This is a genomic window from Kouleothrix sp. (assembly GCF_046328425.1).
Classification (GTDB): Bacteria; Chloroflexota; Chloroflexia; order Chloroflexales; family Roseiflexaceae; genus Kouleothrix.
This window is the reverse complement of the sequence record NZ_JAXLWP010000011.1, coordinates 162855-187739: the sequence shown is the minus strand read 5'-3', so window position 1 is coordinate 187739 and position 24885 is coordinate 162855. Positions and strand designations below refer to the sequence as shown.

The following is a 24885-nucleotide window of genomic DNA, read 5'->3' as shown; positions in this document are numbered from 1 at the left end:
TCCCTATTCCCTAACGATAAACACGCCGTCGTCGCTGCCGTCGACCTCGCTCAGGCGCGTTTCGATCCGCTCGTCGCTGGCGGTTGGCACATTTTTGCCCACGAAATCGGCGCGGATCGGTAGCTCGCGGTGGCCGCGGTCGATCAGCACCGCCAGCTGGATGCGCGCGGGGCGGCCTAGGTCGGCCAGCGCGTCGAGTGCGGCGCGCACCGTGCGCCCGGTGTACAGCACGTCGTCCACCAGCACCACCGTGCGGCCGGTGATGTCGAGCGGAATGCTCGTCGAGCGCACCACCGGCGCCGGCCCGCGCAACCCCAGGTCGTCGCGATACAGCGTAATGTCGAGCGTGCCCACCGGCACGCGCTCGCCCTCAAAATCGGCCAGCGCCGTGGCGATCCGCTGCGCCAGCGGCACGCCGCGCCGGCGGATGCCCACCAGCACCACCGAACGCACGCCCTCGTTGCGCTCGGCCACCTCGTGGGCGATGCGCGTGATCGCGCGCCGGATGTCGTCGACCGATAGGATCTGCTTTTCGCTCATGCAGGTGCCTTCACATGCGAAATAGGCCAAACAAAAAGCCCCGCGCTCGCCAATTGGCGAGGGGGGCGGGCAGGCTATGCTGTGGGCGCGCCAAACTGGCGCGGGGTGTCGTCGGAGACATGCAGTCTTCCCTTCTCAGCCTCGCAGGGCCGAATTAAAGGTGGCCGTATCCTAGCATGCTCGCGACTCGGTGTCAAGCTAGGTTGTCAAAACGCTACTTCGCGTATATAATAGTGCCTTGTGTTCAGCACATTGAAACTCGTGCGGGGGGAGGTGAAAGCAACGACAGCCGAATATCGATCGCCCGCTGCGGTGGTCGTGTTCGTATGTCACGCAGGCTATGAAAGTCGAGCGCCGTGAAGGAGAGACCGTCGAGCAGCTGCTGCGCCGCTTCAATAAGGGCGTGGTCGCCGAGCGCATCACCAAAACCTACCGCGAGAAGATGCATTTTGTCTCGAAGAGCGAGCAGCGCAAAGAGAAGCGCCGCCGCGCCGAGCGCAACCGCCGCAAGAAGGCGCTGCAGTCGCACTAGGCCGCAGCACTCGTGCCCATACCGGGGCGCACTGCCCAGCAGTGCCCTGGTATGGGCATTTTGTGTCGGTCAGCTATGCTATAATGTCGGGTGCGCGCCAGCGCATCATGCTGCAAAATAACCTCTAAGGGATCGTTTATATGTTCGACAAACTCGCGAGCCTCGATGCGCGCTACAACCAGCTGAGCGAGCTGATGGCCCAGCCCGACGTGGCGACCGACCACATGCGGCTCCAGCAGATCGCACGCGAGCTGAGCGAGCTCGAGGACGTGGTGATGGCCTACCGGGCCTATAACGACGTCGATCGCCAGGCCCGCGAGGCCCAGCAGATGCTCGACGAGGCCGACGACGCCGAGCTGCGCGCGCTCGCGCAAGACGAGCTCGATCAGCTGCGCGCCCGCCGCGACGAGCTGGCCGGCCGGATCAAGTTGCTGCTGCTGCCGCGCGACCCGAACGACTCGAAGAATGTGATCTTCGAGGTTCGCCAGGGCACTGGCGGCGATGAGGCCGCGCTGTTCGCGGCCGATTTGTTTCGGATGTACTCGCGCTACGCCGAGCGGCGCGGCTGGAAGCTCGAGGTTGTCAACGCCAGCGAGAACGGCGTCGGCGGCTTTAAAGAGGTTGTGTTCGAGGTGCACGGCGAGGGTGCGTATAGCCAGCTGAAGTACGAGGGCGGCACGCACCGCGTGCAGCGCGTGCCGGCCACCGAGGCGCGCGGCCGCATCCATACCTCTACCGCTACCGTCGCGGTGCTGCCCGAGGTCGAAGAAACCGATGTCGAGCTACGCCCCGAAGATTATCGCGTCGACGTATTCCGCTCGGGCGGGCACGGCGGCCAGGGCGTCAACACTACCGACTCGGCCGTGCGGATCGTGTATAAGGGCGGCACCCCCGACGAGATCGTGGTCACCTGCCAGGATGGCCGCTCGCAGCTGAAGAACAAGGCCGCCGCGCTATCGGTGCTGCGCGCCCGGCTCTACGCGATCGAGCAGGAGAAACGCCAGAAAGAGCTCGGCGAGTCGCGGCTGGCTCAGGTGGGCACCGGCGAACGCGCCGAGAAGATTCGTACCTATAACTTCCCGCAGGATCGCGTCACTGATCACCGGATCGGCCAGAATTTCTCGAACCTGCCCGGCATCCTCGACGGCGACATCGACCGCTTGATCGAGGCGCTGGTGGTGTACGATAATACCGAGCGTCTCGAAGCCGTGGGGATCGACTCGTAACTACCCAGGAACGCACGCGGTTATTTCCATACCAGAACCGGGGGTGCCGCCCAGGCTAGCCCCCTTTTTTGACCCCTGAAATAGGCGCTGTCAGCGCGCACGAGGTGGCCTGTGAGTACGCAACAGCCGCTAGCACCGTCGCTAGAAGCTTTTATTGCCGCGATGCCCAAAGTCGAGCTGCACCTGCACCTGGAGGGCGCGGTGCAGCCCGCAACGCTGCTGCGGATCGCCGAGCGCAACCGCGTCGAGCTGCCTGCGCGCGATGTCGCCGGCGTGGCTCAGCTGTTCAACTACCGGCATTTCCACGAGTTTCTGACGGTGTTCATGGTGCTGGCGCGCTCGCTGATGCGCGGCGAGGATTTCGAGCTGCTGGCCTACGAGCTGGGCCACCAGCTCGCCGACCAGAATGTGCGCTACGCCGAGGTGATGGTTTCGGCCTTCCAGTACTTCAATCGCGGCATCGACCTGGGCGAGGTGGTGCAGGGCGCGATGGCCGGCTTTGCGCGCGCCGAGCGCGAGCGCGGCACCCGCGTGCGCCTGGCGTTCGATTATGGCCGCCAGTTTGGCGCCGAGACGGCCTGGAAGGTGCTTGAGCTGGCGATCCAGAATATGCGCTACGGCCTGGTGGCGTGGTCGATCGGCGGCGACGAGCTGAACTACCCGCCCGAGCTGTTCGCCGAGGTGTTCGCCGCCGCGCGCCGGGCCGGCCTGCACCTGATGGCCCACGCCGGCGAGGTCGTCGGGCCTGCCAGCGTCTGGGGTGCCGTCGATGTGCTCCGCTGCGAGCGCATCGGCCACGGCATCCGCAGCATCGACGACCCTGCGCTGCTTGCGCACCTGCGCGCGCTCGGCGTCGTGCTCGATGTGTCGCCGTCGAGCAATCTCTACACTGGCGCGGTGCCCGATATGGCGTCGCACCCGCTGCGGCGGCTGTTCGACGCCGGGGTGACGATTACCTTGAATACCGACGACCCGACGTTTTTCAAGACTACGCTGAACGACGAGTACCGGCTGGCGGCGCGCGTATTTGGCTTCGGCGCCGATGATCTGGCCCAGCTGGCGCTCAACGGCGTGCGCGCGGCCTTTCTTCCGGCCGACGAGCGCGCCGCGCTTGAGCGGCAGTTTGCCGACGAGCTGGCGCGCTTGTAGCCGCGCTAGCGGCGGCGCAGCGGCAGCAGCAAAAACACGGTAGTGCCTTGATCCGGCTCGCCTGCGACCCACATTCGGCCGCCGTGGCGCTGCACCAGATCGCGCGCGATGAACAGCCCCAGCCCCAGCCCGCTGAAGAGCCCGACCACATTGCTGCCGCGCTTGAAGCGCTCGAAGATGCGCTCGCGCTCGGCGGCGGGCACGCCGATTCCCTGGTCGCTCACCGACACCACGGCGGCGCTGCTTCCGCCTGGCTGAGGCTGCTCGCTCAGGCCGATCGAAATTGTGCCGCCGTTTGGCGAAAACTTCACCGCGTTGCCGATGATCGCCTCAAGGCACTGGCTGATGCGCGCGACATCGAAGGTGGTGTACAGCGCCTCGGCTACGCCCTCGATGTCGATCAAGTGTTGATCGGTTTTGATCTGCTGCTCTTGCGCGACCCGCCGCGTGACATCCGCTAGGTCGGCGTAGCTTGGCTCGATATGAATGCGATTCGTGTTGATCCGCGAGGTGTCCGATAGCTGCTCGAGCAGGCCGGTGGCCTTTGTTACCTGCTGAGAGATGACGACTAACCCTTTACGATAGTTCTCGTTCGCATCTTTATTAGCGCGGCGCAGCAGCAGATCGGCGTAGCCCTTGGTTGAGGCCAGCGGGTTCTTGATCTCGTGAACTGCGTGCGCGATGAAGTCGTCCCACTCGTTGCTGAGCGCCTGCTCGGTCTGCTGCGGTTGCTGTGCTGGCCACAGGCTGGCGCCAAGATGCGCGGCGACGACGCGCCAGCGCAGCATATCGGCCGGCTCGCGCGGCTGCGCGACGATCGCCAGCACGCCAAAGGTGGCTTCGGCGTAGCACAACGGCAGCAGGCTCAGCTCGGCCGCGTCGCCGAAGGGAGCGGGCCGCGTGAGCGGCTGCCCGTTGGCGAGCACCTCGGCGACCAGCGGCGCCAGCGCAGTTTCGTCGAGGTTATGCTGGCCCAGGCAGCGCGATGCGTGGGTGTCGCCGCACCAGAGGCCCGCCGCCACAATGCGCGGGTCGCGGCGCAGCGCGGCGAGCACTTGCCGCGCCTGCTCGACGAGATCGGGAGTATCGGCCGCCCGCATCACGTCGAGCAGCCACGCAAGCGGCTCGCGGGCGGAAGGATGTACCATAAGGGGTCTCGTTTCTGTTTAGCGCGGATCTCAAACAGGCGTCAATGTGGAGACCGCCTGGACACTGCCCGTCGGTTGTAGCAATAACTGTTCCAGCGCCAACGCGGCGCGGCTGGGCGAGTTTGCGGCACAAAAAACACCCTTGCGCAGGGTGCTCGTGGCCGGGTTTTGGGATTTTTGGCGGCACGCCGGCCTGCTGCGCGATCAGGCCCGCGTCAGCGCCTTCTCAGTATCGTAGATCTGCACTTGGTCGGCGTCTTCGACATCTTGGAGGAGCTGCGACACCGTATAATATAGCACAGGGTGCATCAGCTTTGGCGCGATCTCGGCCAGTGGCTTGAGCACAAATGCGCGCTGGTGCAGGCGCGGGTGCGGAATGGTGAGCTTGCGCGTTTCGATCTGCACCGCGTCGTAAAACAGCAAGTCGAGATCGATCGGCCGTGGCCCATACTGCACCGGCCGCCGGCCCATGGCGCTCTCGATCGCCTGCATCATCTGCAGCAGATCGAGCGCCTTGAGCGTGGTAGTGCCCGATACCACCGCGTTGATAAATGCATCGTCGCGGACATACCCGAGCGGCGCGGCAACGTACAGCTGCGATGCGCGGGCGATCGAGACGATCGCGCCAAGCCGCTGTACTGCCTCGCGCAGGTACGCCACGCGGTCGCCAAGGTTGCTGCCGAGACCAATATAGACCGTGTGCAGTTTCATATGCCGACTCACAATCGATAGTGGCCCAGGCGAGACGACAATAGACCATAGCGCGCCGAGAGCGGATGGTGGTACTATGCAATATAGAGCGAACTGACGATTATAACGATGCTAGCGGCGACGGGAGTGTTCTTTTCATCGTTTCTTAAAACTTCCGCAGCGCCGCGTTGTTCAAGTGGTAGGATCTGCTATTATAGCGGCGATGTTTTGTATTTGCAAGTAGTTTATTACGAAGGCTTGGTAATAGAATGAGAGATGTGCGCCGGTTTTTTGTGGCCGCCGGAGGGAGCATACGATGACCGATCGCGAGACGCAGTGGCAGCCGCTGCGCTTCTGCTCGCGCTGTGGCGCTCAGCTGGCCGAGCGCGTGGCGAGCGGCCGGCTGCGCCCGGCCTGCCCGGACTGCGGCTTTGTGGTGTATATCAACCCGAAGCTCGCATGCGGCGGGCTGCTCGTGCGCGATGGCGAGGTGCTGCTGGTGCGGCGGCGCCACGAGCCGGGCCGTGGGCTGTGGTGCCTGCCGTGTGGCTTTGCCGAGGCCGACGAGCCGCCCGAGGCGGCGGCGTGCCGCGAGGTGCTGGAAGAGACCGGGCTGGCGGCGCGTGTGGCCGGGCTGTTGGGCGTCTACCACTATACCGACGACCCGCGCGGCGCCGGGGTACTGCTGGTGTTCCACATCGCCTGCGACGACCTAGGCCCGCTGGCTGCCGGCGACGATGCCGACGACCTAGGTTTTTTCGCCCCCGGCGCGCTGCCGCCGATCTCGCACCACACCCACCGCCGCGCGCTGGACGATTGGCTGGCCAGTGCATAGGAGCAACCCATGAGGCGCGACCCGCATACCCAGCACTTGCGTCGACAGCTTCAGCAGCTTATTCTGCTGCGCGAAACCGGGCCAAAGAGCGCGGCCTGGCATGCTGCGCGCTCGCGCATGATCTGGCGCCTGCACGACGAGATCAAACAAAGCGAGGCGCCTGGCGCCGGCGCGGCCGAAGCCGAGAAGCCGGAGCCTGAGCCGCCGCAGGCCTGACATGCCCGGCGCGGCCGCCGGCATGGTATACTTACACCTCTATGAGAGCGCGCGATACCGCCAACACTGCCAAGGTGCTCCTGATCGCCCTGGCCTCGATCGCCGTGCTGCTGCTGGTGTTGCGCCCCGACGCCACCGCGCGCCGGCTTGTCTCGCGCTGGCAGCCGCCGCTTACCGCGCCCGAGCCGCAGGCCAGCCAATCCGCCACCCCTGCGCCAATCAGCGGCGCGGCAATACCCCTAGCCTCGTTTGATACGCATGTCGACGATGGGCTATACCCCGACGAGCGTGCGCCGCTGGCAGCCGACCTCCAGCGCGCGCTGGGCTATGTCGTCGAGCGATTTGGCAGCGGGCCGAGCGCGCGCTTCACTGCTGTGATCGATCGCGACGACGGCTGCGGCCTGCGCGGCATCGCCTACACCGATGTTCGCCAGATGCATGTCTTTACCTGTCCGGGCATCCCGCGCGCCCGCGCGGTTGCGATCATGGCCCACGAGTTTACGCACCAGCTCGAGCAGGATCGCTATGGCGACGCACACATGCGCTCGGATCTGATCCTCTCGGAGGGCGCGGCCACGTGGGCCGCCGGCGAGTACTGGCTTGGCGGCCAGCCTGATTTTCGCTCGTATGTGCGCGAGCAGCGCCGCGCCGGCACCTACTACCCGCTCGCCACCGACTACAGTGGCCTGGGCGTGGGCGCGATGAACGCGCTGTACTACGAGTGGGCCAGCTTTGTCGAATACCTGATTGGCGCATATGGCCGCGAGCAATTCGATCGGCTGTACGTCTCGGGCCAGGGTGCGATTGGCTCGTCGGATTACGCTGGCGTGTATGGCAAGCCGCTGGGCGCGCTCGAGCAAGAGTGGCTCGCCTGGCTCGGCGGCTAGCGCCACGTACGAGCCGTTTGCAACCTGGAGTGTACGCGCTGCCCATGCCCGATGACTGCCTGCTGATCTACGATTTCGCCGACGACGCCGGCCAGCCGCGCCGCTTGCGCTTCGCCAACCCGCGCGCGGTGCTGCTGGCAACTACGCCTGGCGAAGTGCGGCCGGCGCTGCGTGAGCTAGGTCGTGCGACACGCGCCGGCATGTACGCGGCTGGGTTTGTCGCCTACGAGGCAGCGCCAGCGTTCGAGCCGGCCCTGCGCGTGCGCGCGCCGCGCGGCGACCTGCCACTGCTGTGGTTTGGCCTGTTCGACGCGCCCGAGCGCCCCGCCGCAGCGCCGCCGCCCGGCCCGTTCACGCTCTCGGAGTGGCGGCCCGACACCAGCCGCGCCAGCTATGCCGCCGCGATCGACCGCATCCGCGCGGCGATTGGCCGCGGCGACACCTACCAGGCCAACTATACAATGCGGCTGCGCGCCAGCTTCAGCGGCGACGACCGGGCATTCTACGAGCAGCTGCGCGCCGCCCAGGCCGCGCGCTATTGCGCTTACCTGAACATTGGCCGCTACCGTATTCTATCGGCCTCGCCCGAGCTGTTTTTCACGTGGGATGGCGCACGGATCGTGGCGCGCCCGATGAAGGGCACGGCGCCGCGCGGGCGCTGGTTGGCCGAAGATGCGCAGCTTGCTGCCCAGCTTGCCGCCTCGGAGAAGAATCGCGCCGAAAACCTGATGATCGTCGATCTGCTGCGCAACGATATCGGGCGCGTCGCACAGGTTGGCTCGGTGGCGGCGCCGCGCCTGTTCGAGATCGAACGCTACCCGACGGTGCACCAGCTCACTTCTACCGTCACCGCCGCGACGCGCCCCGGCACCGAGCTGGACGATATTTTCGCCGCGCTGTTCCCCTGCGGCTCGATCACCGGGGCGCCCAAGATCGCCACCATGAAGCTGCTGGCCGAGCTGGAAGCTACCGCGCGCGGGGTGTACTGCGGCGCGATCGGGCTGGTGGCGCCGGGCGGTGCGGCCACGTTCAACGTTGCCATCCGTACTGTCACGCTCGATACACGCGCCGGTGCCGCCGAGTATGGTATTGGCGGCGGGATCACCTGGGACTCGACCGCCGCCGACGAGCATGCCGAGGCGCTGCTCAAGGCCGCGCTGCTGGCCGAGCGCCTGGCCGCATTCGCGCTCTTCGAGACGCTGCGGCTTGAGGAGGGTGAGTTCGCGCTGCGCGAGCGCCACCTGGCGCGCTTGGCCGAGTCGGCGGCGTTTTTTGGCTTCGCGCTCAGCCGCGCTGCCGCAGCGTCTGCGCTCGACGAGGCAGCACGCGAGGCTGGGCCTGGCGCCTGGCGCGTGCGCCTGTTGCTGGCGCGCGATGGCGAGCTGCGTGTCGAGCGCCAGCCGCTGGTAGTCGAACCGGCACCAGGGCCGCTGCCGGTGGCGTTTGCGCGCACGCCGGTGGATCGGCGCGACCGCTTTTTGTTCCACAAGACCACGCAGCGCGCGGCGTACGAAAGCCGCCGGGCCGAGCGGCCGGCGGCTTTTGACGTGCTGCTGTGGAATACGGCGGGCGAGGTCACCGAGTTCACCATTGGCAACCTGGTGGCCGAAATCGATGGCCAGCGCTTCACCCCGCCGGTGGAGTGCGGCCTGCTGCCCGGCACGCTGCGTGCCGATCTGATCGAGCGCGGCGAGCTACACGAGCGCGCGCTGAGCCGCGCCGATGTTGAGCGTGCAGCGCGGCTCTGGCTGATCAACAGCGTGCGCGGCTGGGTTCCCGTGCGCCTGTAGCTCCGCGCGGCGCCTACATCGTGCGCTCGCCCGTACGCGGCAGGTTGGTATCAGGCCCTTCGAGCTCGGGCTCGCGCGGCGCGTCGGGCGTGGTGCTGTCGGGCTGCTCAGCGCTGGGAAGCGGCTTCCGCTCCTCGTGGCGCGGGCGTGGCGGCGCGTCTGGGGTAGAGACGCGTGGCCCGCCGGGCGTGGCCGGCGGCACCCCCAAAGTCTCGGGCGGCTGGGGATTGGGCGCGGTGGCCTCCACCGCAGCTGCACGACCGACACCAATCGTTCCGGCGGTGCGCGCCGTATCTTCGATCACCGGCTCAAGGCCATTCGCCGTCGGCTCGAGCGGCACGGCGCTGCGCTGCTCGCGATCGACTGTGGTGGGGTTGGTCGGCGCGCCGTACTCAAGCGCCTGGTTCACCGGCTGCCCGCCCGCGTCGTATGTGGCCACCCGCACGGCTGCGCCACCGCCGGTGAGGTCGGTCTGGTTGTCGCGGATCGACTCGGCGCCGGCGCCGACCATAATCCGGCGCGCCGCGACGCTGTCGGCCTCGTCGACTTTAGCGGCCACGAGCGTCTTGCCCTGGTGCACCTGCTGCTCGTAGCGCTGGGCCTCGGCCTCGGGGATGCCGCTAAAATCGATCAGCGCTGCGGCAATGCCGCCAACCACCGCGCCCGCCACCGCCCCGGTGAGCGCTGCGCCCAGCGCACCAAACGCCACAAATGGGCCAATGCCCGGAATGAGCAGCGCCGCCAGGCCTACCAGCCCGCCCCAGACTGCGCCAACCGCTGCGCCCTCGCCTGCCGACACGTCGTCGACGCTGCTGACGGGCGCGCCCGTCTCGGTGGCGCGCGAGATGATCGACACATCGTCGACGTGGAGCTGGCCGTCGCGCAGCTCTTCAAGCGCGCGCCGCGCGGCGCTCGGGTCGTCGAAAATACCGATAATTGTATTCTTCATGGTGTGCTCCTCGGCGGGCTATGCCGCCCTCGCCGGCCGTGGCGATCGGCCGGATCTGCTTGGCTGTAGCAATGTCTGTGCCAGACCTGCTGGCACAAAAAAGCCCCGCGCTCAGCCGAGCGCGAGGCCGTGGCGGCGGGTTGCGTGCGCCTACCAGTGCCCGCCCCACCTGCCGAAGATGCCGCTGAGGAACAGCAGCACGAAAATCCCCGGCCAGAGCATGGAGCTGTTCACCAGGAACGCCAGCGCCACAATCCAGATCAGTATACCGACAGCGCGGTCGGGGCGGCCGCGCGCGACCTGCCGCACCAGCATCGTCACGCCCATCAGCACCAGAATCCCCGGCCACAGCGCGCCGTTGGCCATCAGCAGCACCAGCCCCACCAGAAACACGATCGGCGCCGGGTTGCGGCGCGGCGCGGACGGCCGGAAGATTGGCGCGGGGCGGTATGGCTGAAGGTGCGGCGGCGTCGCCATGCGCGGGTAGCTCTGGCGCGGCGGCGCGGTGGGCCGTGGCGCGGTGGGCCGTGGCGCTGGCGCGAAGCTGCGCCCGCAGCTGGCGCAGAACTGCGCCTCTTCGGGGTTGTATGCGTGGCAGTGCGGGCAGATCGCGCCGCGCAGCTGTGTCGTCGGGCCGGTGCTTGCGTGCCCCAGCGTCGCGCCGCAGTCGATACAAAAACGCGCGTCGTGCGGGTTCTCGCCGCCACAGCGCTCGCAGGTTGTTGTGTTGGCCATACGGCTGCTCCATGAACTATGTGCGATTACATGTAATCACACGCTAGTGGTTATACGCAGCACGCCGGCAAAAGGTTGCAGCGCGCCGGATCTTGCGTCGCTGGCCCCTCTGAAGCATTGACAGCCCACCGGCGACGCGGTATCATAGCGCGACCCCAATGGACACATACAGCAAGAAGGTTCGGCCCATGCACCGCGCGTACCACCGCTGGGATAGCCCCGCGCTCAACCGTCCCATGGAGTTGCTGGTATTTGGCCACGCCGGCGCGCCGGTGATCGTCTTCCCAACCTCGCAAGGGCGTTTCTACGAATACGAAGATCGCGGCATGGTCGGCGCGCTCGCGCACCACCTCGACCAGGGCTGGGTGCAGCTGATCTGCGTCGATAGCGTCGACGCCGAGAGCTTCTACTGCGAGTGGGCGCACCCGCGCGGCCGGCTCTACCGGCACGACCAGTACGAGCGCTATGTGCTCGACGAAGTGCTGCCGTTCGTGCGCTCGCAGAACGCCAACCCGTTCACCATGCTGCACGGCTGCTCGTTCGGCGCCATCCACGCGATGATGTTCGGTCTGCGCTACCCGACGCGCTTCAACCGCGTGCTCGGCCTCTCGGGCTACTACGACATCCATCGCTTCCTCGACGGCTTCCACGACGAAGAGGTACATCACCACAATCCGATCGACATTGTGCGGCACCTGCAGGAAGGCCAGCTCGCCAACGACCTGCGCCGGATCGAGATCATCATGGCGATCGGGCGCGACGATGGCGCCGCCTGGACCAACCACGCCCTCTCCGACGCGCTCTGGAGCAAGGGCATCTGGCACGCGATGCGCTGGTGGGATGGCTGGTCGCACGATTGGCCGTTCTGGCAGCAGATGATCCAGCGCTATATCAACGGCGCCGACTAGCGTCGGCACTCACCAGCTTGGCAGTAAGCATGCTCGCGCCTGCCGCTGCCGGCCGCCTGCTGTAAGGAGGCATCAATGGCCGATGACCTGCTGAAGATCACGATCGGCGATCTCCTCGACCGGCAAGCTGCGCGCTTTGGCGAGCGCGACGCGCTGATTCACACCGAGCATGGCACGCGCTATAGCTATGCCGAGTTCCGCGACGAGTGCAACCGCGTCGCCAAGGGCCTGATCGCGCTTGGCATCCAGAAGGGCGAGCACGTCGGCATCTGGGCCACCAACTACCCCGAGTGGGTCGTGGCGCAGTTCGCTACCGCCAAAATTGGCGCAGTGCTGGTGACGATCAATCCTTCCTATCGCCTGCACGAGCTTGACTATATTCTGAAGCAGTCCGACGCGGCTACCTTGCTGCTGATCGAGCGCTTCAAGACTTCCGACTACCTCGCGATGATCAACGAGCTGATCCCCGGTCTGCGCGAGTCGGCTCCCGGCGATCTGCGCGCGGCGGCGTTCCCGCGCCTCAAGCGCGTGATCTTTATCGGCGAGGCGCCGCAGCCCGGCATGCTGCGCTGGGCCGACCTCGCGGCGCTCGGCGCGGATGTGCCCGACGCCGAGCTGGCCGCGCGCCAGGCCGCCTGCGCCCCCGACGACGTGATCAACATCCAGTATACCTCGGGCACTACCGGCTTCCCGAAAGGCGCCCAGCTCACACACTTCAATATCGTTGCCGATGCCTCGTATATCGCGCAGTGCATGAACTTCACCGAGCACGACCGGCTATGCATCCCGGTGCCGTTCTACCATTGCTTCGGCTGCGTGCTCGGCACGCTCTGCTGCGTCACCAGCGGCGCCGCCATGGTCATCCCAGCCGAGTACTTCGACCCGGTGAAGACCCTGCGCGCAGTTGAGAGCGAGCGCTGCACCGGGCTGCATGGCGTGCCGACGATGTTCATCGCCGAGCTGCAGCACCCCGACTTCGCCAGCTTCAGCTTTCCCGCGCTGCGCACCGGGATCATGGCCGGCTCGCCATGCCCGATCGAGGTGATGAAGCAGGTGGTCGAGCGCATGGGCGCCGGCGAGATCACGATTGCCTATGGCCAGACGGAGGCGTCGCCGGTGATCACCCAGACGCGCGTCGACGACCCGATCGAGCTGCGCGTGAGCACCGTCGGCCGCGCGCTGCCGAATGTCGAGGTCAAGATCGTCGACCCCGAGAGCGGCGCCGAGCTTCCGCCCGGCCAGCAGGGCGAGCTGTGCACCCGCGGCTTTATCGTCATGAAAGGCTACTACAACATGCCCGAGGCCACCGCCAAGGCGATCGATGCCGAGGGCTGGCTGCACACCGGCGACCTTGCGACGATGGACGAGCGCGGCTACTGCAAGATCACCGGCCGCCTGAAAGACATGATCATCCGCGGCGGCGAGAATATCTACCCGCGCGAGATCGAAGAGTTTCTGTATACCCACCCGAAGATCGCCGATGTGCAGGTGGTGGGCGTGCCCGACATGAAGTATGGCGAAGAGGTGATGGCCTGGGTCAAGCTCAAGGAGGGCGAGGCGGCCGACGCCGAGGAGATCCGCGCGTTCTGCCGCGACCGGATCGCCTACTACAAGGTGCCGCGCTACGTCAAGTTCGTCAACGATTTCCCGATGACCGTCACTGGCAAGATCCAGAAGTATAAAATGCGCGAGTCGGCTGTCGACGAGCTGGATCTGCACGAGGCCGCGCGTGTCGCGATGGCGTAGCCTGCCGATGGCCGGCAGGAACCTACAGCCTGCGGCAGCTATCTTGAGTGCGCGCTTTTCCGCGTTGGTGTGCTCGGCCTTCGGCAGATAGGTGCGCGGTTTTCCGCGTTGGCGTGCTCGGCCTTCGGCAGATTGGATGTGTTCATTTTCCTCGCGCAGCGCGGAAAATGGACGCACGATGAACACAAAGTACCGTGCTGCCGCAGGCTATACCATAATGAAGAACCGCCGCTTTACGCTCTGCTCTAGCTCATAAGGGACGACAATGACCATAACCGGCGAGGCGATCACATTCCCTGCCCAGAGCATGCCGCAGCTACAGGGCTACCTGGCGCGGCCCGATGGCGATGGGCCGTTTCCGGCGCTGGTGGTGATCCACGAGGCATTCGGCCTCAACGACGATATTCGCGCAATTACCCGGCGCTTCGCAGGCGCTGGCTATGTCGCGCTCGCCGTCGATCTGTTCAGCGGGCGCAGCCAGTTCCTGTGCATGGCCCGGCTGTTCGCCGGCATGCTGCGCAACTCGCTCGACCACGCCGGCGTGCGCGATCTCAAGGACGCGCTGACGTTCCTGGAGCGCCTGCCCGGCGTCGATACCGCCCGCATCGGCGCGGTGGGCTACTGCATGGGCGGCAGCCTGGCGATCGCGCTGGCCTGCAGCGATGGCCGGCTCAAGGCGATTGCGCCCTACTACGCCATGAACCCGCGCCCGGTCGCGGCTGTCGCCCGCGCCTGCCCGGTGGTCGGCTCGTACCCCGAGCGCGATTTCACCGCCAAGGCCGGCAGCGCGCTCGAGGCCGAGCTCGATAAGCACGGCGTTGCCCACGATATCAAGATCTACCCCGCCGCCGGCCACTCGTTCTTCAACGGCGGGCGCAACCACAACCCCGAAGCCGCGCAAGATTCGTGGCAGCGGGTGATGGCCTTTTTTGGCGAACATATTTCCAGCAAGCAGTAGGCAAGCTGCATCTGAAGGAGCGATGTGCCGAAGGCTGAGCGCGCCAACTGCGTAGGTTCTACACATACCGAGGAGAATGACCTTGACGAAAAAAATCGGCATCATGGTCGGCCGCGAGAACACCTGGCCGGGCGCGTTCATCGAAGAAGTCAACCGCCGCAACGAGGGTGTCACGGCCGAGTTTGTGAAGCTCGGCGGCACGCGCATGGCCGAGACGTGCGAGTATGACGTGATCGTCGACCGGATCTCGCACGAGGTGCCCTACTATCGCGCCTTCCTCAAGACCGCTATGATGAGCGGCACGGTTATTGTGAACAACCCGTTCTGGTGGAGCGCCGACGATAAGTTTACCGGCGCCAGCATTGCCACCTACCTGGGCGTGCCGCACCCTAAAAGCGTTGCGCTGCCCACGCACTCGTATATCGAAGGCATCGTACACCACGAGTCGCTGCGCAACCTCGTCGACCGCATCCCCTGGGAAGATCACGTCGACTATGTTGGCGGCTTTCCGCTGATCCTCAAGCCCGCCTGGGGCGGCGGCTTCAAAAATGTGTATAAAGTGCACTCCATCGAGCAGCTCTGGGAGGCCTACAACCAGACCGGCACCGAGTGCATGATGCTGCAGGAGTTCATCCAGTGGGATAAGTTCGTGCGCTGCCTGGTGATTGGCCAGAGCGAGATCCAGGTGATCAAGTTCGATATCAACGCGCCCTACCCGCACCGCTACTTCGACGAGCCCGGCTACCTGACGCAAGAAGAGCACGACAAGGTCGTTGAGTATGCCTTTGCGCTCTGCCGCGCGCTTGGCTACGATATGAATACCTGCGAGTTCGCGCTGAAAGATGGCGTGCCCTACGCGATCGACTTCACCAACCCGGCCCCCGATATGGACTACTGGTCGCTGAAAGATAAGTACTTCGCGTGGGTCGTGAAGGCGATGGCCGATATGTGCATCGCCAAGGCCAAGGCCGGCCGCGTTGTGCCGAGCGAGATGCACTGGAGCAAGCTGCTGAGCCCCCAGAGCGCAACAAAATGACAAGATGAAAGGCCTCAGGATGACACACGTATACATCTTGTCATCTTGCATCTCGCCACGAGGAGGCAGAGGCAATGCTTGAGCAAGCCATTTCCCACTACCACGCGCTGCTCGACGCCGATACCGCGCGCGCGACCCAGGCCCAGCTCACCGCCGAGCAGCGCGCGCGCAACCTGTATTTCGGCGAGCGCCCGCTGGTGTCGGTGCTGCGCCCACGCTTCATTACCCACGAGCAGTATGCGCTGGTGCAGCGCGCCTGCGGTACGGTCACCGCTGCGGCGCATCGCCTGGCCGATGCTATGCTCGAAGACGTGGCTCTGCGCGCCGATCTGGCGCTTACCCCGGCCGAAGAGCGCCTGATCGCTATGCACCCCGGCTACCCCGAGGCCAGCGCGCATTCGCGCATGGATACGTTTCTGACGGTCGATGGCCGCTCGCTCCAGTTCGTCGAGTACAACGCCGAAAGCCCGGCCGCGATCGCCTACGAAGATCTGCTCTCCGATGTGTTCGAGCAGCTGCCGGCGATGCAGCGCTTCGCCGAGAGCTACCAGGTTGCCAAGCTGCCGGCCCGTCAGCACCTGCTCGCCATGCTGCTCAAGGCCTGGGAAGCCTTCGGCGGCACTCACCCGCCCGCCATCGCCATCCTCGATTGGAAAGGCCTGCCGACCCACTCCGAGTTTCTGCTGTTCCAGCAGTACTTCCGCGAGCACAACCTCGAAGCCGTGATCTGCTCGCCCGACGAGCTGCGCTACGCCGACGGCCGGCTCTACGCCGATACCGCCGAAGGTACCGCCCAGATCGACTTGGTGTATAAGCGCGTGCTTACCAGCGAGTTCCTGATGCGCTATGGCGATGCCGTGTTCGAGCATCCACTGGTGCAAGCCTACGCCGCTGGCAGCGTGTGCATGGTCAACTCGTTTCGCGCCAAGCTGCTGCATAAAAAAAGCATTTTCGCACTGCTCACCGACGACGCGCACCAGCAGCATTTCAGCGAAAGCGAGCGCGCCGCGATTGCCCGCCACGTGCCCTGGACGCGGCTCGTGCGGCCGGGCGCCAGCACCTACCAGGGCGAGGCGATCGACCTGCTTGAATTTGCGCGCAAGAACCAGGAGCGCCTGCTGCTCAAGCCTAACGACGAGTACGGTGGCAAGGGGATCGTGATCGGCTGGGAGACTGACGCTGCCGCATGGGCACAGGCGCTGGCCGAAGCCCTGCAGAGCCCGTTCGTGCTGCAGGAGCGCGTCGAGATTGCCTACGAAGACTACCCCGCCATGATCGACGGCGCGCTGCATATCGGCCGCCGCCTGGTCGATACCGACCCGTTTCTGTTTGGAACTGAGGTGAGCGGCAGCCTGTGCCGGCTTTCGACAGTGACACTGCTGAATGTGACAGCCGGCGGCGGCTCGACGGTGCCCGCTTTTGTTATTGCCGAAAAAACCCGCTAATCCGAAATTGCAACCTGCAGCCTGCAAAGCCCGCGAGCCGATCTGTGCGCTGCACGTTGCAATTGGAAAGGTGCTCCCATGAGTATGTACGACCCCATGTCGCCCGACTTCCCGTTCACCATCGGCATCGAAGAAGAGTATCAGGTTGTCGACCCCGAGACGCGCGAGCTGCGCTCGTATATCACCCAGATCCTCGATCGCGGCCAGACAATCCTGCGCGAGCAGATCAAGCCCGAGATGCACCAGAGCATCGTCGAGGTCGGCACCAACCCCTGCCGCACAGTCGCCGAGGCGCGCGCCGAGGTGCTGAAGCTGCGCGGCACGATCGCCAGCCTCGCGGCGGTGCACAATCTCAAGATCGTGGCGGCCGGCACCCACCCGATTTCGTCGTGGATGAACCAGGAGATCACGCCGTTCGAGCGCTACAAAGGGGTAGTCGAAGAGATGCAGCAGCTTGCCTTGCAGCTGCTGATCTTCGGCATGCACGTACATGTCGGAATGCCCAACGACGAAGTCGCGATCGAGCTGATGAATGTGGCGCGCTACATCCTGCCGCACCTGCTGGCGCTGTCGTCGTCGTCGCCGTTCTGGATGGGGCGTAACACCGGCTTTAAATCCTACCGCGCCTCGATCTTCTCGAACTTCCCGCGCACCGGTATCCCGCCGTCGTTTCACTCGGCCAGCGAGTTCCAAAATTACATCAATCTGCTGATCAGCACGCGCAGCATCGACAACGGCAAGAAGATCTGGTGGGATCTGCGCCCGCACCCGGTGTTCGGCACGCTCGAATTTCGTGTCTGCGATATTGCAACCAAAGTCGACGAGTGCATCGCGCTGGCGGCAATTATGCAGGCGTTTATCGTCAAGTTCTACCGCATGTTCGAGCAGAACACCACCTTCCGGGTGTATCGCCGCGCGCTGATCAACGAGAACAAGTGGCGCGCCCAGCGCTACGGCCTCGACGGCAAGCTGATCGACTTTGGCAAGCGCACCGAGGTTGAAGCCAAGGCACTGGTGCACGAGATGGTCGCCTTTGTCGATGACGTGGTCGACGAGCTGGGCAGCCGCAAGGACGTGGAATACCTGCTGACGATGTGCGAGCAGGGCAGCAGCGCTGATCGGCAGCTGCGCGTGTTTAAAGACACCAACGATCTGAAGGCGGTGGTCGATAACCTGATCGCCGAGACCATGGAGTCTGTGCCGGTGGTCGATCTGGCGCACCACGGCATGTAGAAGACGCTACTGCTGCTCGTCGATCTTCTTCACCAGGCCAACCACCAGGCGGATGGCACGGTCGAGCGCTTGCTCGTCGACCTGATCGGGCGTATCGTGGGGGCTGCCGCGGAGCGCTGGGTTGCCATCGCCGTCAACCCCGATCAGCGTCAGGGTGCGCTTGCCCGCTCGGCGTAGCGGGCGCGCGAGCGCTGGCTCGCTGGTGTATCGCCGTGGCTCGGCGTCGATCAGCGGGTCGGCGGCCTCGGCCTCGGCTACCAACCGCAGCAGCAGCGGGTCGGCGTGCACTTGTGGCAGCACGCCGTCACGCGTCACGTAGCTCAGCCTGCCACTGCCCAGCGACTCCAGGGCTACAAACATGGTACTCGAATCGAACGGGTAGCGCCGCATCAAATCGGCCAGCCCCGCGCCGCTATCGTGCGCGCCAAGTGCCACGGCCCATAGCTCGGTCTGCTTCAGCGCCGCGAGCATATCGACGCTTTGCAGCAGCGCCGCCAGTGCGGCAGCGTGGTTGGCCGCGCCTGCGGTGGCCGGCGCCCTGGCGAGCTGCAATTCTAACGCGCTGGCGAGCAGCAGGTAGCATGCTGGCGCAAACTGCAGATACCACAGCGCGCGCCGCAGCTCGATCGGCCCGAAGAACGCGCCAGCTCCCAGCAGCGCAATCAGGCCGCAGGCGATCCCGCGGCCGCTCAGCAGCCGCCCTCCCGCCGTCAACGCGCGCGCCAGCCGCCCGCTGGCCGGCGGCGCATCTAGCGGCGCAAGCAGCACAACACGCCAGCGCGGCACGCTGTTGAGCGCGCGCGTCGCTATTACGTTCTGGCTCGGCCGCTTGCGCTGCAGCAGCGGCGCCGCCGGCCGCCATAGCCCCACCAGCGCTGCGCCGAGATTCCAGCAGGCCAGCGCCAGAGACGGAATCGGCAGCCAGTAGTACAGCAGCGCGCTTAGCCAGGCCAGCACCGTAGTCAGCCAGCCATCCCAGCCAATGCCGGTAGGCGCACGAAATGCCTCGGCCGAGACGCGCAGCCCGGCTCTGCGTAGGCGCCCGTCGATATAGGCGGCCGTCTGCGCCTCGGCCAGCGAAGTCGCGCGGCGCGGCCCGATCTCGCCGGCGATACGGTTGATTGAATCTTGCGGATCGTCGCGGAGGCGCCGCAGCAAGCTGCCCGACTGCAGCTCCGAGCTTGGTTGCATGAGTGGGCCGGTAGGGCGAAACGAGCGTTGCATAGTCGGGATCTTCGATCGTAGAAGCCAGTTTGTACACTTTACCACGAAAAATTGCCAACAGCAATGCGCTGCCAAAATAGTACCAACTCCGTTTGATCGCTTTCTGTTTGAGAAGCCCTATCCGGCTTCGCCGGATAGGGCTTCTCATACCAACTCCGTTTGATTACTTATGTTTTCTGGTGCGGCGTCCGGCTTTGCCGGGCGCACCAGAAAAGAAATTTCGGGGCGGCGAAGCCGCCCCGAACCCCACCATAATCCAAGCGATCAGCCGGATTTGGTATCAAACAGAAATTTCAGGGCAGCGCGCCCCGAACCCCCATCCTCCAAATGGCCTTTTCAAACTGCTTCTACGAAAAAGTAATGCTCGTGCTACGCCAAGAGTACTTTGCGCTAAGAGTACTAATGAGCCATTGCTACATTGCGCGAAGCATGCGATGATACAGGTGTAGAAACGTTCTACATCGCACTCATTCATCCAAGTTGAAAGGGGACGTCACACAATGCTACGTAGCTTTTTCGCCAAGGAAGAGGGCCAGGGTCTGGTCGAGTACGCGCTGATCCTGGTGCTCATCGCCATCGTTGTGATTGGTATCCTGACGCTGCTCGGCGGCAAGGTCAGCCAAGTGTTCAGCTCGATCAATAGTGGCCTGGGCTAAGCTTTCGGCTGATGTTCGCATGGGCGCCTCATCCACGAGGCGCCCTCGTTTTACCACTACACCCCTTCATCAGAAAGGCTTCACCAATGCTTCGCAGTTTTTTTGCCAAGGAAGAGGGCCAGGGCCTGGTTGAGTATGCGCTGATCCTGGTGCTCATCGCCATTGTTGTGATTGGTATTCTGTCGCTGCTTGGCGGCAAGGTAAGCCAGGTGTTCAGCTCGATCAACAGTAGCATGGGGTAGCATATCGCTCGCCCAGCCGGCTCGACCATCGCCTGGCGGGGTATGCTCGTATGTAGGCTCCTTGAAGAAAGGTCTTTGGCGATGATACGCAGCTTCTTCGCCAAGGAAGACGGCCAGGGCCTGGTCGAGTACGCGCTGATCCTGGTGCTCATCGCCATTGTTGTGATTGGTATTCTGACGCTGCTCGGCGGCAAGGTAAGCCAGGTATTCAGCTCGCTCAACAGTAGCTTCCGCTAGTTTTCCTTAGCATAGCACCACAAAGCCCCGCGGTAACCGCGGGGCTTTGTGGTGCTCTGGCAAGCAGGCTTATGGAAGCTCTTCGCCGTAGCGCCAGGCGTAATAGTGCCGGCCGACATTGCCCATCTCGACTTGCCAGCCGCTGGGGTTGTCGGGCGAGTAGGTGAGTACGCGGCGCTGGAATGTTTGCATAAGTACGTCGTGTTCGACGCCGCCGACTTTAATGCGCGCCCAGTATGGCTCGCTGATCGGGTAGCCAAGCGTAAAGACCCAGTCGAGCATTGTGTCGGTGTGGTAGCGATTGCTGTCGTACACCAGCCCGCTGGCGTTGAGGTAATCCCAGAATACTTGTGGTATGTTGTGCCCGCTTTCGGCCACGAAGTGCGCCAGCCGGGTTTCGGGGCGCTGCGGGCCGGTGTAATTGCCCACCTGGCCCGCGCGGTTAATCGTCTCGGCCGGAACCTGGCCGGTGTGGTCGCCGGGTTGCTGCCCCGTGACACCGCCAAAGCTGCCGTACGTTGGCGCGTTCGGGTCGCCCGGGTCACCGGCGATTGGGATATCGGCGGGGTTGTGCTGCACGAACTGGCTGTCGCCAATCTGCGTACGCCCGGTTATCAGCTCGACGACGAGCAGGCCGGTAGTGACAAACCAGCGGCTGTTTCGGTCGCCGCGCGGGTTGTTCACTTCCATGCGCCCTTTATCGAAGTACTGGACCTGGCGCAGCCCGCTGGCCGACTGGATGTAGCCCTCGGTGCGGGCCATCAGGCCACGCGGCCCCCAGATCCAGCTGCGCGCGGCACGCTGCTCGGCGATGGGCCTGTCGGTGCGCTGCCAGACACGATTAAAGGCGGGGTCGGCGAAGCCGTGCAGCGGGCCATTCACCATAGGGCCGGGCTTGAACGAGCTTTGGAGGAAGCTATTCGTATTGCTGCTGGATGTTGGCGATGGCGAGGGCGTTGCCGTAGGTGCTGCGCCCGCGGTCGGCGTCGTCGTTGGCGCGAATGTCGGCTGGGGCGCGGTGGCCACGCTGTCGCGCCGGCACTCCTGGCCGGGCAGGCACAGCTTGAGCGTCAGGTCGTACTTGATAAACTGGTTGCCGATATCGCCGACATTCTTCACCTGCAGGTAGTAGAAACCGTCGGCCGATGGCTCGAAGCGAATAGCCGAATCAAGCGAGGGCGCGGTCTGATCGCCTAAATCCTTCGACTCCTGATCGCGGCCGATATCGTCGTTGTAGTCGATGATTGAGACGCCATCGCGATCGGCCAGGTAGATCACCGTATCGGCGCCGGCCTCAGTGTTGGACTGCGCACCCGCGCCCTTGGTACGTGTGTCGGTGTAGATATAGTAGGTTTTGCCCTTCAGGCCGAAGAACTTGACCCAATCGGCGTCGCCGGTGGGGCAGAGCACGTGATCGCGCTGGATCTCGTTCGAAGTGATCAGGCGCGCCTGCTCGGGCAGACCGTCTTCCTCGAACATATCGCGGCAGATCTCGGTGATCTGGGCGGGGGTTGGGCCGTAGCTCTCGGAGTTGATCACGATCGTGTACGAGCGCCCGCCGCCGCCGAGATTGAGCGTATCGCGTACGCGGATGTAGTACAGGCCATCCTGCGGCGCGCGCCACGAGTGGATCTGCGGGCGCGGGTCGGACGCGCCGCCCGAGCCGACATCGCCGCTCGCGGGCGTGGTGGGTGGCCGGAACGAATAATCGTCGTTGAATGTCAGGCGGTTGCCGTTGGCATCGAACAATTCGAGCGACAGATCGAGGCCCGCGTTCATGCGCAGGATGTCGATCGTGTAGACCTTGCCGCCCACCGCGCCGAACTTGAACCAGTCTTCGTCGCCGGTGTTGCAGATGCCGTGGCGCTCGGGGCTGTCGATCAGCAGCTGCCGAGCGCTGCTGATGTCGCCGCCAGGGTCGGGCGTGTCGGGGCAGCCGACGGGCGTAGCGGTGGCGGTGGCGGCTGGGCCGGTGGTAGCCGTAGCGGTAGCCGTAGCAGTTGGTGGTGTGCCATTGATCTTAAACTGAAATGCCGAGGAAATTGTAATATTTGAGTTGCCGCTGGTAGTAGCGCTGCCACCAGCAGTGATAAGCGCATTGTAAGTGCCTGGTGCGATCGTCGAAGGCGTAATCAGCTGAACATTGAAGCTTGCCGTTGGCGAAACGGTTGCCGTTGCGTTTGCTAAGACGATTGTTCCGGGATTTGAATTTGTCACACCTGAAGGTAGGCTTGAAAGCGAAATAGTGAAGTTATACCCAGTGGCAGGATTATTATTTTGCAACTCGAAATTAACGGTGATGACATCGCCCGGATTGCCCGAAGCTGGAATGGGGGCAAGTTGTCTAATTTCAGCTAAAGACGCGGCTACAACATAACTCGTGTGAAATGAATAAGCTACAATAAGTGCAGTAATTAACCCCGCAATGGCAAGATTGCGCGTTTGTGAGCGTGATCGAATCACAAGATATGCTCCTGCGTAGCGAACGGCCAGGCAGCCGCATTATAGCAGATGGGGCCCTTGCGTCAAGAAGTTTTGCGTTGAGATTTACCCCTTTTACCTAGAAGGTAGTGATTCGCGCGATCTTCTGGGTATCATCCCTGAGTCTGTGTGCGATTTTTCCGCGCTCAGCGCGGAAAAATCGCACACAAACGTAGCTGCTGCAGGCGAGAGTGCGGCATTAAGATGCCGAACAGCGCAGCTGCGTAAGCCTTATTAATGTTCGGCCATGCGGCGGCCCAGCGCGCCGGCCACGGCGGCGACGCGCGGCATAAGCGCGGCGAAGTTTTCGAGAGTCAGCGACTGGCCGCCATCGCTCCGAGCGCGGTCGGGGTCGGGATGGATCTCCATGATCAGGCCGTCGGCGCCGGCCGCGACCGATGCCAGCGCCAGCGGCGGCACCAGGTACCACTTGCCGGTGCCGTGGCTTGGGTCGGCGATCACCGGCAGGTGCGAGCGGCGCTTGGCCAGCGCCACGGCATTCAGATCCATGGTGTTGCGCGTGGCCGTCTCGAACGTGCGAATGCCGCGCTCGCACAGGATGACGTTGGGGTTACCCTGAGCGATCACATACTCGGCGCTCAGCAGCCACTCTTCGATCGTAGCCGAGAGCCCGCGTTTGAGCAGCACGGGCATGCCGGTACGGCCAACCTCTTCAAGCAGCTGGTAGTTCTGCATGTTGCGCGCGCCGATCTGCAGCACGTCGGCGTAGCGCGCCACCAGCGCCACGTCGGTGGGCGTCATCACCTCGGTGACGATCGGCAGGCCGGTTTCGGCGCGGGCCTTGGCCATGAGCTGCAGCGCCTCTTCGCCCATACCGCGGAAGGTGTAGGGCGACGAGCGCGGTTTGAAGGCGCCGCCGCGCAGCATGTTCGCCCCAGCCTCGCGGGCGGCGCGCGCGGTGTGCATGATCTGCTCTTCGCTCTCGACCGCGCACGGCCCGGCGATCACCACGCACGATCCATCGCCGACCTTGACGCCGCGCACGTCGACGACGGTGTCGTGCGGGTGGAACTCGCGCGCGGCGAGCTTGTAGGGCCGGGTGATGCGCGCGGTCTCCTGCACGCCCTCGAAGCGCTCGATCTCTTCTTGCAGGGTTGGCGGGATGGCGGCGCCCACCACGCCGATGATGGTACGCTCTTCGCCGCGGATCAGGCGGCCCTGCAGCTGGTGCTCTTTCAGGCGCTGCAGGATTGTGTCGATGTTGCCCTCGGTGGCAGTGGCGCGCATGATGACGATCATTGTTAGGTTCTCCTTTGTGTGATTAACTTTCTCGTGAATGCCGATGGTATTAGGACTTGCGCAGCTGGCGCCCTCAGCCTGTCGCAGAGCGGTACTTTAGCTCTTGAGGTGTGCGGTTTTCCGCGTGGAGCGGGGAAAACCGCACACAAAATGATCGGCAAGTACCAGGCTGCCGCAGGCGAATGCACCGCTTCGAGAAGCCGAACAACGCAACTGCGTAAGTTCTAGGTATGAAAAAGCTGAGCGCGTTTGCTACGCTCAGCTTGATGGTGCCGCGATATGGTCGCGCGCCTCGGCGTGCGCGTCGGCCGGGCGGGCTGCCGCAAGCGTGCTGGCGCGCTCGGGGCGTAAGTTACGGGCGCCGTGAATGTAGACATGGCGGATCTCGGCGGCGCTGCGCGTCGTATTCCAGTGAATCAGCACGCGAATGCAGCGGCCGAGGCTGCCGGGAACCGCCATCTCGTGCGTGCAGAGCAGCGCGGTGTCGAGCCAGCCGAGCTGGCGTGCGGCCAGAGCCGGGAACTCGGCGTTGAGATCGGGCGTGGTGCTAAAGATCACGCTGGCGATGTCTTCGGTGTGAATGCTGTTTTCGGCGATCATTAGCTCGAGCATCTCGCGGGTGGCCGCGAGGATGTCGTCGCGCGTGTTCGACTCGGCGGTGGTGGCGCCACGGACGCCCCGGCAGGCGTAGGTCATCGTTTCCTCCACTTCACGACACAGAAAAGGCGTGGAGCCAGTTGCTCCACGCCTGTTTGAGTTCGA

General features: G+C 64.5%; 25 protein-coding genes. 16 read left to right on the top strand and 9 right to left on the bottom strand.

What is annotated here, in order from left to right; genetic code table 11:
* Positions 1 to 3: 3 nt before the first annotated feature.
* A complete protein-coding gene (pyrR, locus tag U0177_RS12355) occupies positions 4 to 540 on the bottom strand; it encodes a bifunctional pyr operon transcriptional regulator/uracil phosphoribosyltransferase PyrR (RefSeq protein WP_409570939.1) in 537 nt (178 codons plus the stop codon).
* A 340-nt stretch (positions 541 to 880) separates the two neighbouring features.
* Here pyrR and rpsU point away from each other — a divergent pair, with 340 nt between their 5' ends.
* The 3 genes from rpsU (at position 881) to add (ending at position 3447) form a co-directional block, all read left to right on the top strand.
* Positions 881 to 1072, top strand: coding sequence for a 30S ribosomal protein S21 (rpsU, locus tag U0177_RS12350; protein WP_409570938.1), 192 nt, complete (start codon positions 881 to 883; stop codon positions 1070 to 1072).
* A 140-nt stretch (positions 1073 to 1212) separates the two neighbouring features.
* Complete coding sequence (gene prfA, locus U0177_RS12345; protein ID WP_409570937.1) at positions 1213 to 2298, top strand: peptide chain release factor 1; 1086 nt, start codon at positions 1213 to 1215, stop codon at positions 2296 to 2298.
* 111 nt (positions 2299 to 2409) lie between these two features.
* Positions 2410 to 3447, top strand: a complete 1038-nt coding sequence (add, locus tag U0177_RS12340) for an adenosine deaminase (protein ID WP_409570936.1) — start codon at positions 2410 to 2412, stop codon at positions 3445 to 3447.
* 5 nt (positions 3448 to 3452) lie between these two features.
* Here the strand turns inward: add and U0177_RS12335 are convergent, their stop codons facing one another.
* Together U0177_RS12335 and folK are read right to left on the bottom strand one after the other, a co-directional pair.
* Entirely contained in the window at positions 3453 to 4595 is a 1143-nt protein-coding gene (locus U0177_RS12335; protein ID WP_409570935.1) for a sensor histidine kinase, read from the bottom strand.
* A gap of 204 nt (positions 4596 to 4799) precedes the next feature.
* Positions 4800 to 5306, bottom strand: a complete 507-nt coding sequence (gene folK / locus U0177_RS12330) for a 2-amino-4-hydroxy-6-hydroxymethyldihydropteridine diphosphokinase (RefSeq protein ID WP_409570934.1) — start codon at positions 5304 to 5306, stop codon at positions 4800 to 4802.
* Between the two features lie 295 nt (positions 5307 to 5601).
* Here folK and U0177_RS12325 point away from each other — a divergent pair, with 295 nt between their 5' ends.
* The 4 genes from U0177_RS12325 to pabB are packed head-to-tail and all read left to right on the top strand — an operon-like array spanning position 5602 to position 9013.
* Complete coding sequence (locus U0177_RS12325; RefSeq protein ID WP_409570933.1) at positions 5602 to 6120, top strand: NUDIX domain-containing protein; 519 nt, start codon at positions 5602 to 5604, stop codon at positions 6118 to 6120.
* Positions 6121 to 6129: 9 nt separating this feature from the next.
* Complete coding sequence (locus U0177_RS12320; RefSeq protein ID WP_409570932.1) at positions 6130 to 6336, top strand: hypothetical protein; 207 nt, start codon at positions 6130 to 6132, stop codon at positions 6334 to 6336.
* A gap of 41 nt (positions 6337 to 6377) precedes the next feature.
* The gene (locus tag U0177_RS12315; RefSeq protein ID WP_409570931.1) at positions 6378 to 7223 is read left to right on the top strand and encodes a hypothetical protein; all 846 of its coding nucleotides are present in this window, start codon (positions 6378 to 6380) and stop codon (positions 7221 to 7223) included.
* Positions 7224 to 7267: 44 nt separating this feature from the next.
* The gene (gene pabB / locus U0177_RS12310) at positions 7268 to 9013 is read left to right on the top strand and encodes an aminodeoxychorismate synthase component I (RefSeq protein WP_409570930.1); all 1746 of its coding nucleotides are present in this window, start codon (positions 7268 to 7270) and stop codon (positions 9011 to 9013) included.
* Positions 9014 to 9026: 13 nt separating this feature from the next.
* Here the strand turns inward: pabB and U0177_RS12305 are convergent, their stop codons facing one another.
* Both U0177_RS12305 and U0177_RS12300 read right to left on the bottom strand, forming a co-directional pair.
* Positions 9027 to 9962: a hypothetical protein gene (locus U0177_RS12305; RefSeq protein ID WP_409570929.1), complete on the bottom strand. Its 936-nt coding sequence runs from the start codon at positions 9960 to 9962 to the stop codon at positions 9027 to 9029.
* Between the two features lie 150 nt (positions 9963 to 10112).
* Complete coding sequence (locus U0177_RS12300; protein WP_409570928.1) at positions 10113 to 10697, bottom strand: zinc ribbon domain-containing protein; 585 nt, start codon at positions 10695 to 10697, stop codon at positions 10113 to 10115.
* 188 nt (positions 10698 to 10885) lie between these two features.
* On the opposite strand from U0177_RS12300, the gene U0177_RS12295 reads away from it, so the two are divergent.
* The 6 genes from U0177_RS12295 to U0177_RS12270 all read left to right on the top strand — a co-directional run bounded on the left by U0177_RS12295 (position 10886) and on the right by U0177_RS12270 (position 18023).
* Positions 10886 to 11605 (top strand): esterase family protein, encoded by a 720-nt coding sequence (locus tag U0177_RS12295; protein WP_409570927.1) that lies wholly within the window; start codon positions 10886 to 10888, stop codon positions 11603 to 11605.
* Positions 11606 to 11680: 75 nt separating this feature from the next.
* Entirely contained in the window at positions 11681 to 13351 is a 1671-nt protein-coding gene (locus U0177_RS12290; RefSeq protein WP_409570926.1) for an AMP-binding protein, read from the top strand.
* Positions 13352 to 13616: 265 nt separating this feature from the next.
* Positions 13617 to 14309 carry a dienelactone hydrolase family protein gene (locus U0177_RS12285; RefSeq protein ID WP_409570925.1) on the top strand — a complete coding sequence of 231 codons (693 nt, stop codon included), beginning with the start codon at positions 13617 to 13619 and terminating at the stop codon, positions 14307 to 14309.
* A 76-nt stretch (positions 14310 to 14385) separates the two neighbouring features.
* Positions 14386 to 15345, top strand: a complete 960-nt coding sequence (locus tag U0177_RS12280) for a RimK family alpha-L-glutamate ligase (protein WP_409570924.1) — start codon at positions 14386 to 14388, stop codon at positions 15343 to 15345.
* 74 nt (positions 15346 to 15419) lie between these two features.
* Complete coding sequence (locus U0177_RS12275) at positions 15420 to 16790, top strand: circularly permuted type 2 ATP-grasp protein (protein ID WP_409570923.1); 1371 nt, start codon at positions 15420 to 15422, stop codon at positions 16788 to 16790.
* Between the two features lie 78 nt (positions 16791 to 16868).
* Positions 16869 to 18023, top strand: a complete 1155-nt coding sequence (locus U0177_RS12270) for a carboxylate-amine ligase (RefSeq protein ID WP_409570922.1) — start codon at positions 16869 to 16871, stop codon at positions 18021 to 18023.
* 6 nt (positions 18024 to 18029) lie between these two features.
* Here the strand turns inward: U0177_RS12270 and U0177_RS12265 are convergent, their stop codons facing one another.
* Entirely contained in the window at positions 18030 to 19247 is a 1218-nt protein-coding gene (locus U0177_RS12265; RefSeq protein ID WP_409570921.1) for a hypothetical protein, read from the bottom strand.
* A gap of 500 nt (positions 19248 to 19747) precedes the next feature.
* Between U0177_RS12265 and U0177_RS12260 the strand changes: the two genes are divergently transcribed.
* From U0177_RS12260 to U0177_RS12250, 3 genes are all read left to right on the top strand, one after another.
* Entirely contained in the window at positions 19748 to 19903 is a 156-nt protein-coding gene (locus tag U0177_RS12260) for a Flp family type IVb pilin (protein WP_409570920.1), read from the top strand.
* A gap of 86 nt (positions 19904 to 19989) precedes the next feature.
* A complete protein-coding gene (locus U0177_RS12255; protein WP_409570919.1) occupies positions 19990 to 20145 on the top strand; it encodes a Flp family type IVb pilin in 156 nt (51 codons plus the stop codon).
* A gap of 81 nt (positions 20146 to 20226) precedes the next feature.
* Positions 20227 to 20382 carry a Flp family type IVb pilin gene (locus U0177_RS12250; protein ID WP_409570958.1) on the top strand — a complete coding sequence of 52 codons (156 nt, stop codon included), beginning with the start codon at positions 20227 to 20229 and terminating at the stop codon, positions 20380 to 20382.
* A 69-nt stretch (positions 20383 to 20451) separates the two neighbouring features.
* Here the strand turns inward: U0177_RS12250 and U0177_RS12245 are convergent, their stop codons facing one another.
* From U0177_RS12245 to aroH, 3 genes are all read right to left on the bottom strand, one after another.
* Positions 20452 to 22599: a PPC domain-containing protein gene (locus tag U0177_RS12245; protein ID WP_409570918.1), complete on the bottom strand. Its 2148-nt coding sequence runs from the start codon at positions 22597 to 22599 to the stop codon at positions 20452 to 20454.
* Positions 22600 to 23097: 498 nt separating this feature from the next.
* On the bottom strand, positions 23098 to 24123 hold the full coding sequence (gene aroF, locus U0177_RS12240) for a 3-deoxy-7-phosphoheptulonate synthase (RefSeq protein ID WP_409570917.1): 1026 nt from the start codon (positions 24121 to 24123) through the stop codon (positions 23098 to 23100).
* A gap of 258 nt (positions 24124 to 24381) precedes the next feature.
* Positions 24382 to 24819 (bottom strand): chorismate mutase, encoded by a 438-nt coding sequence (gene aroH, locus U0177_RS12235; RefSeq protein WP_409570916.1) that lies wholly within the window; start codon positions 24817 to 24819, stop codon positions 24382 to 24384.
* Between the last annotated feature and the right edge of the window lie 66 nt (positions 24820 to 24885).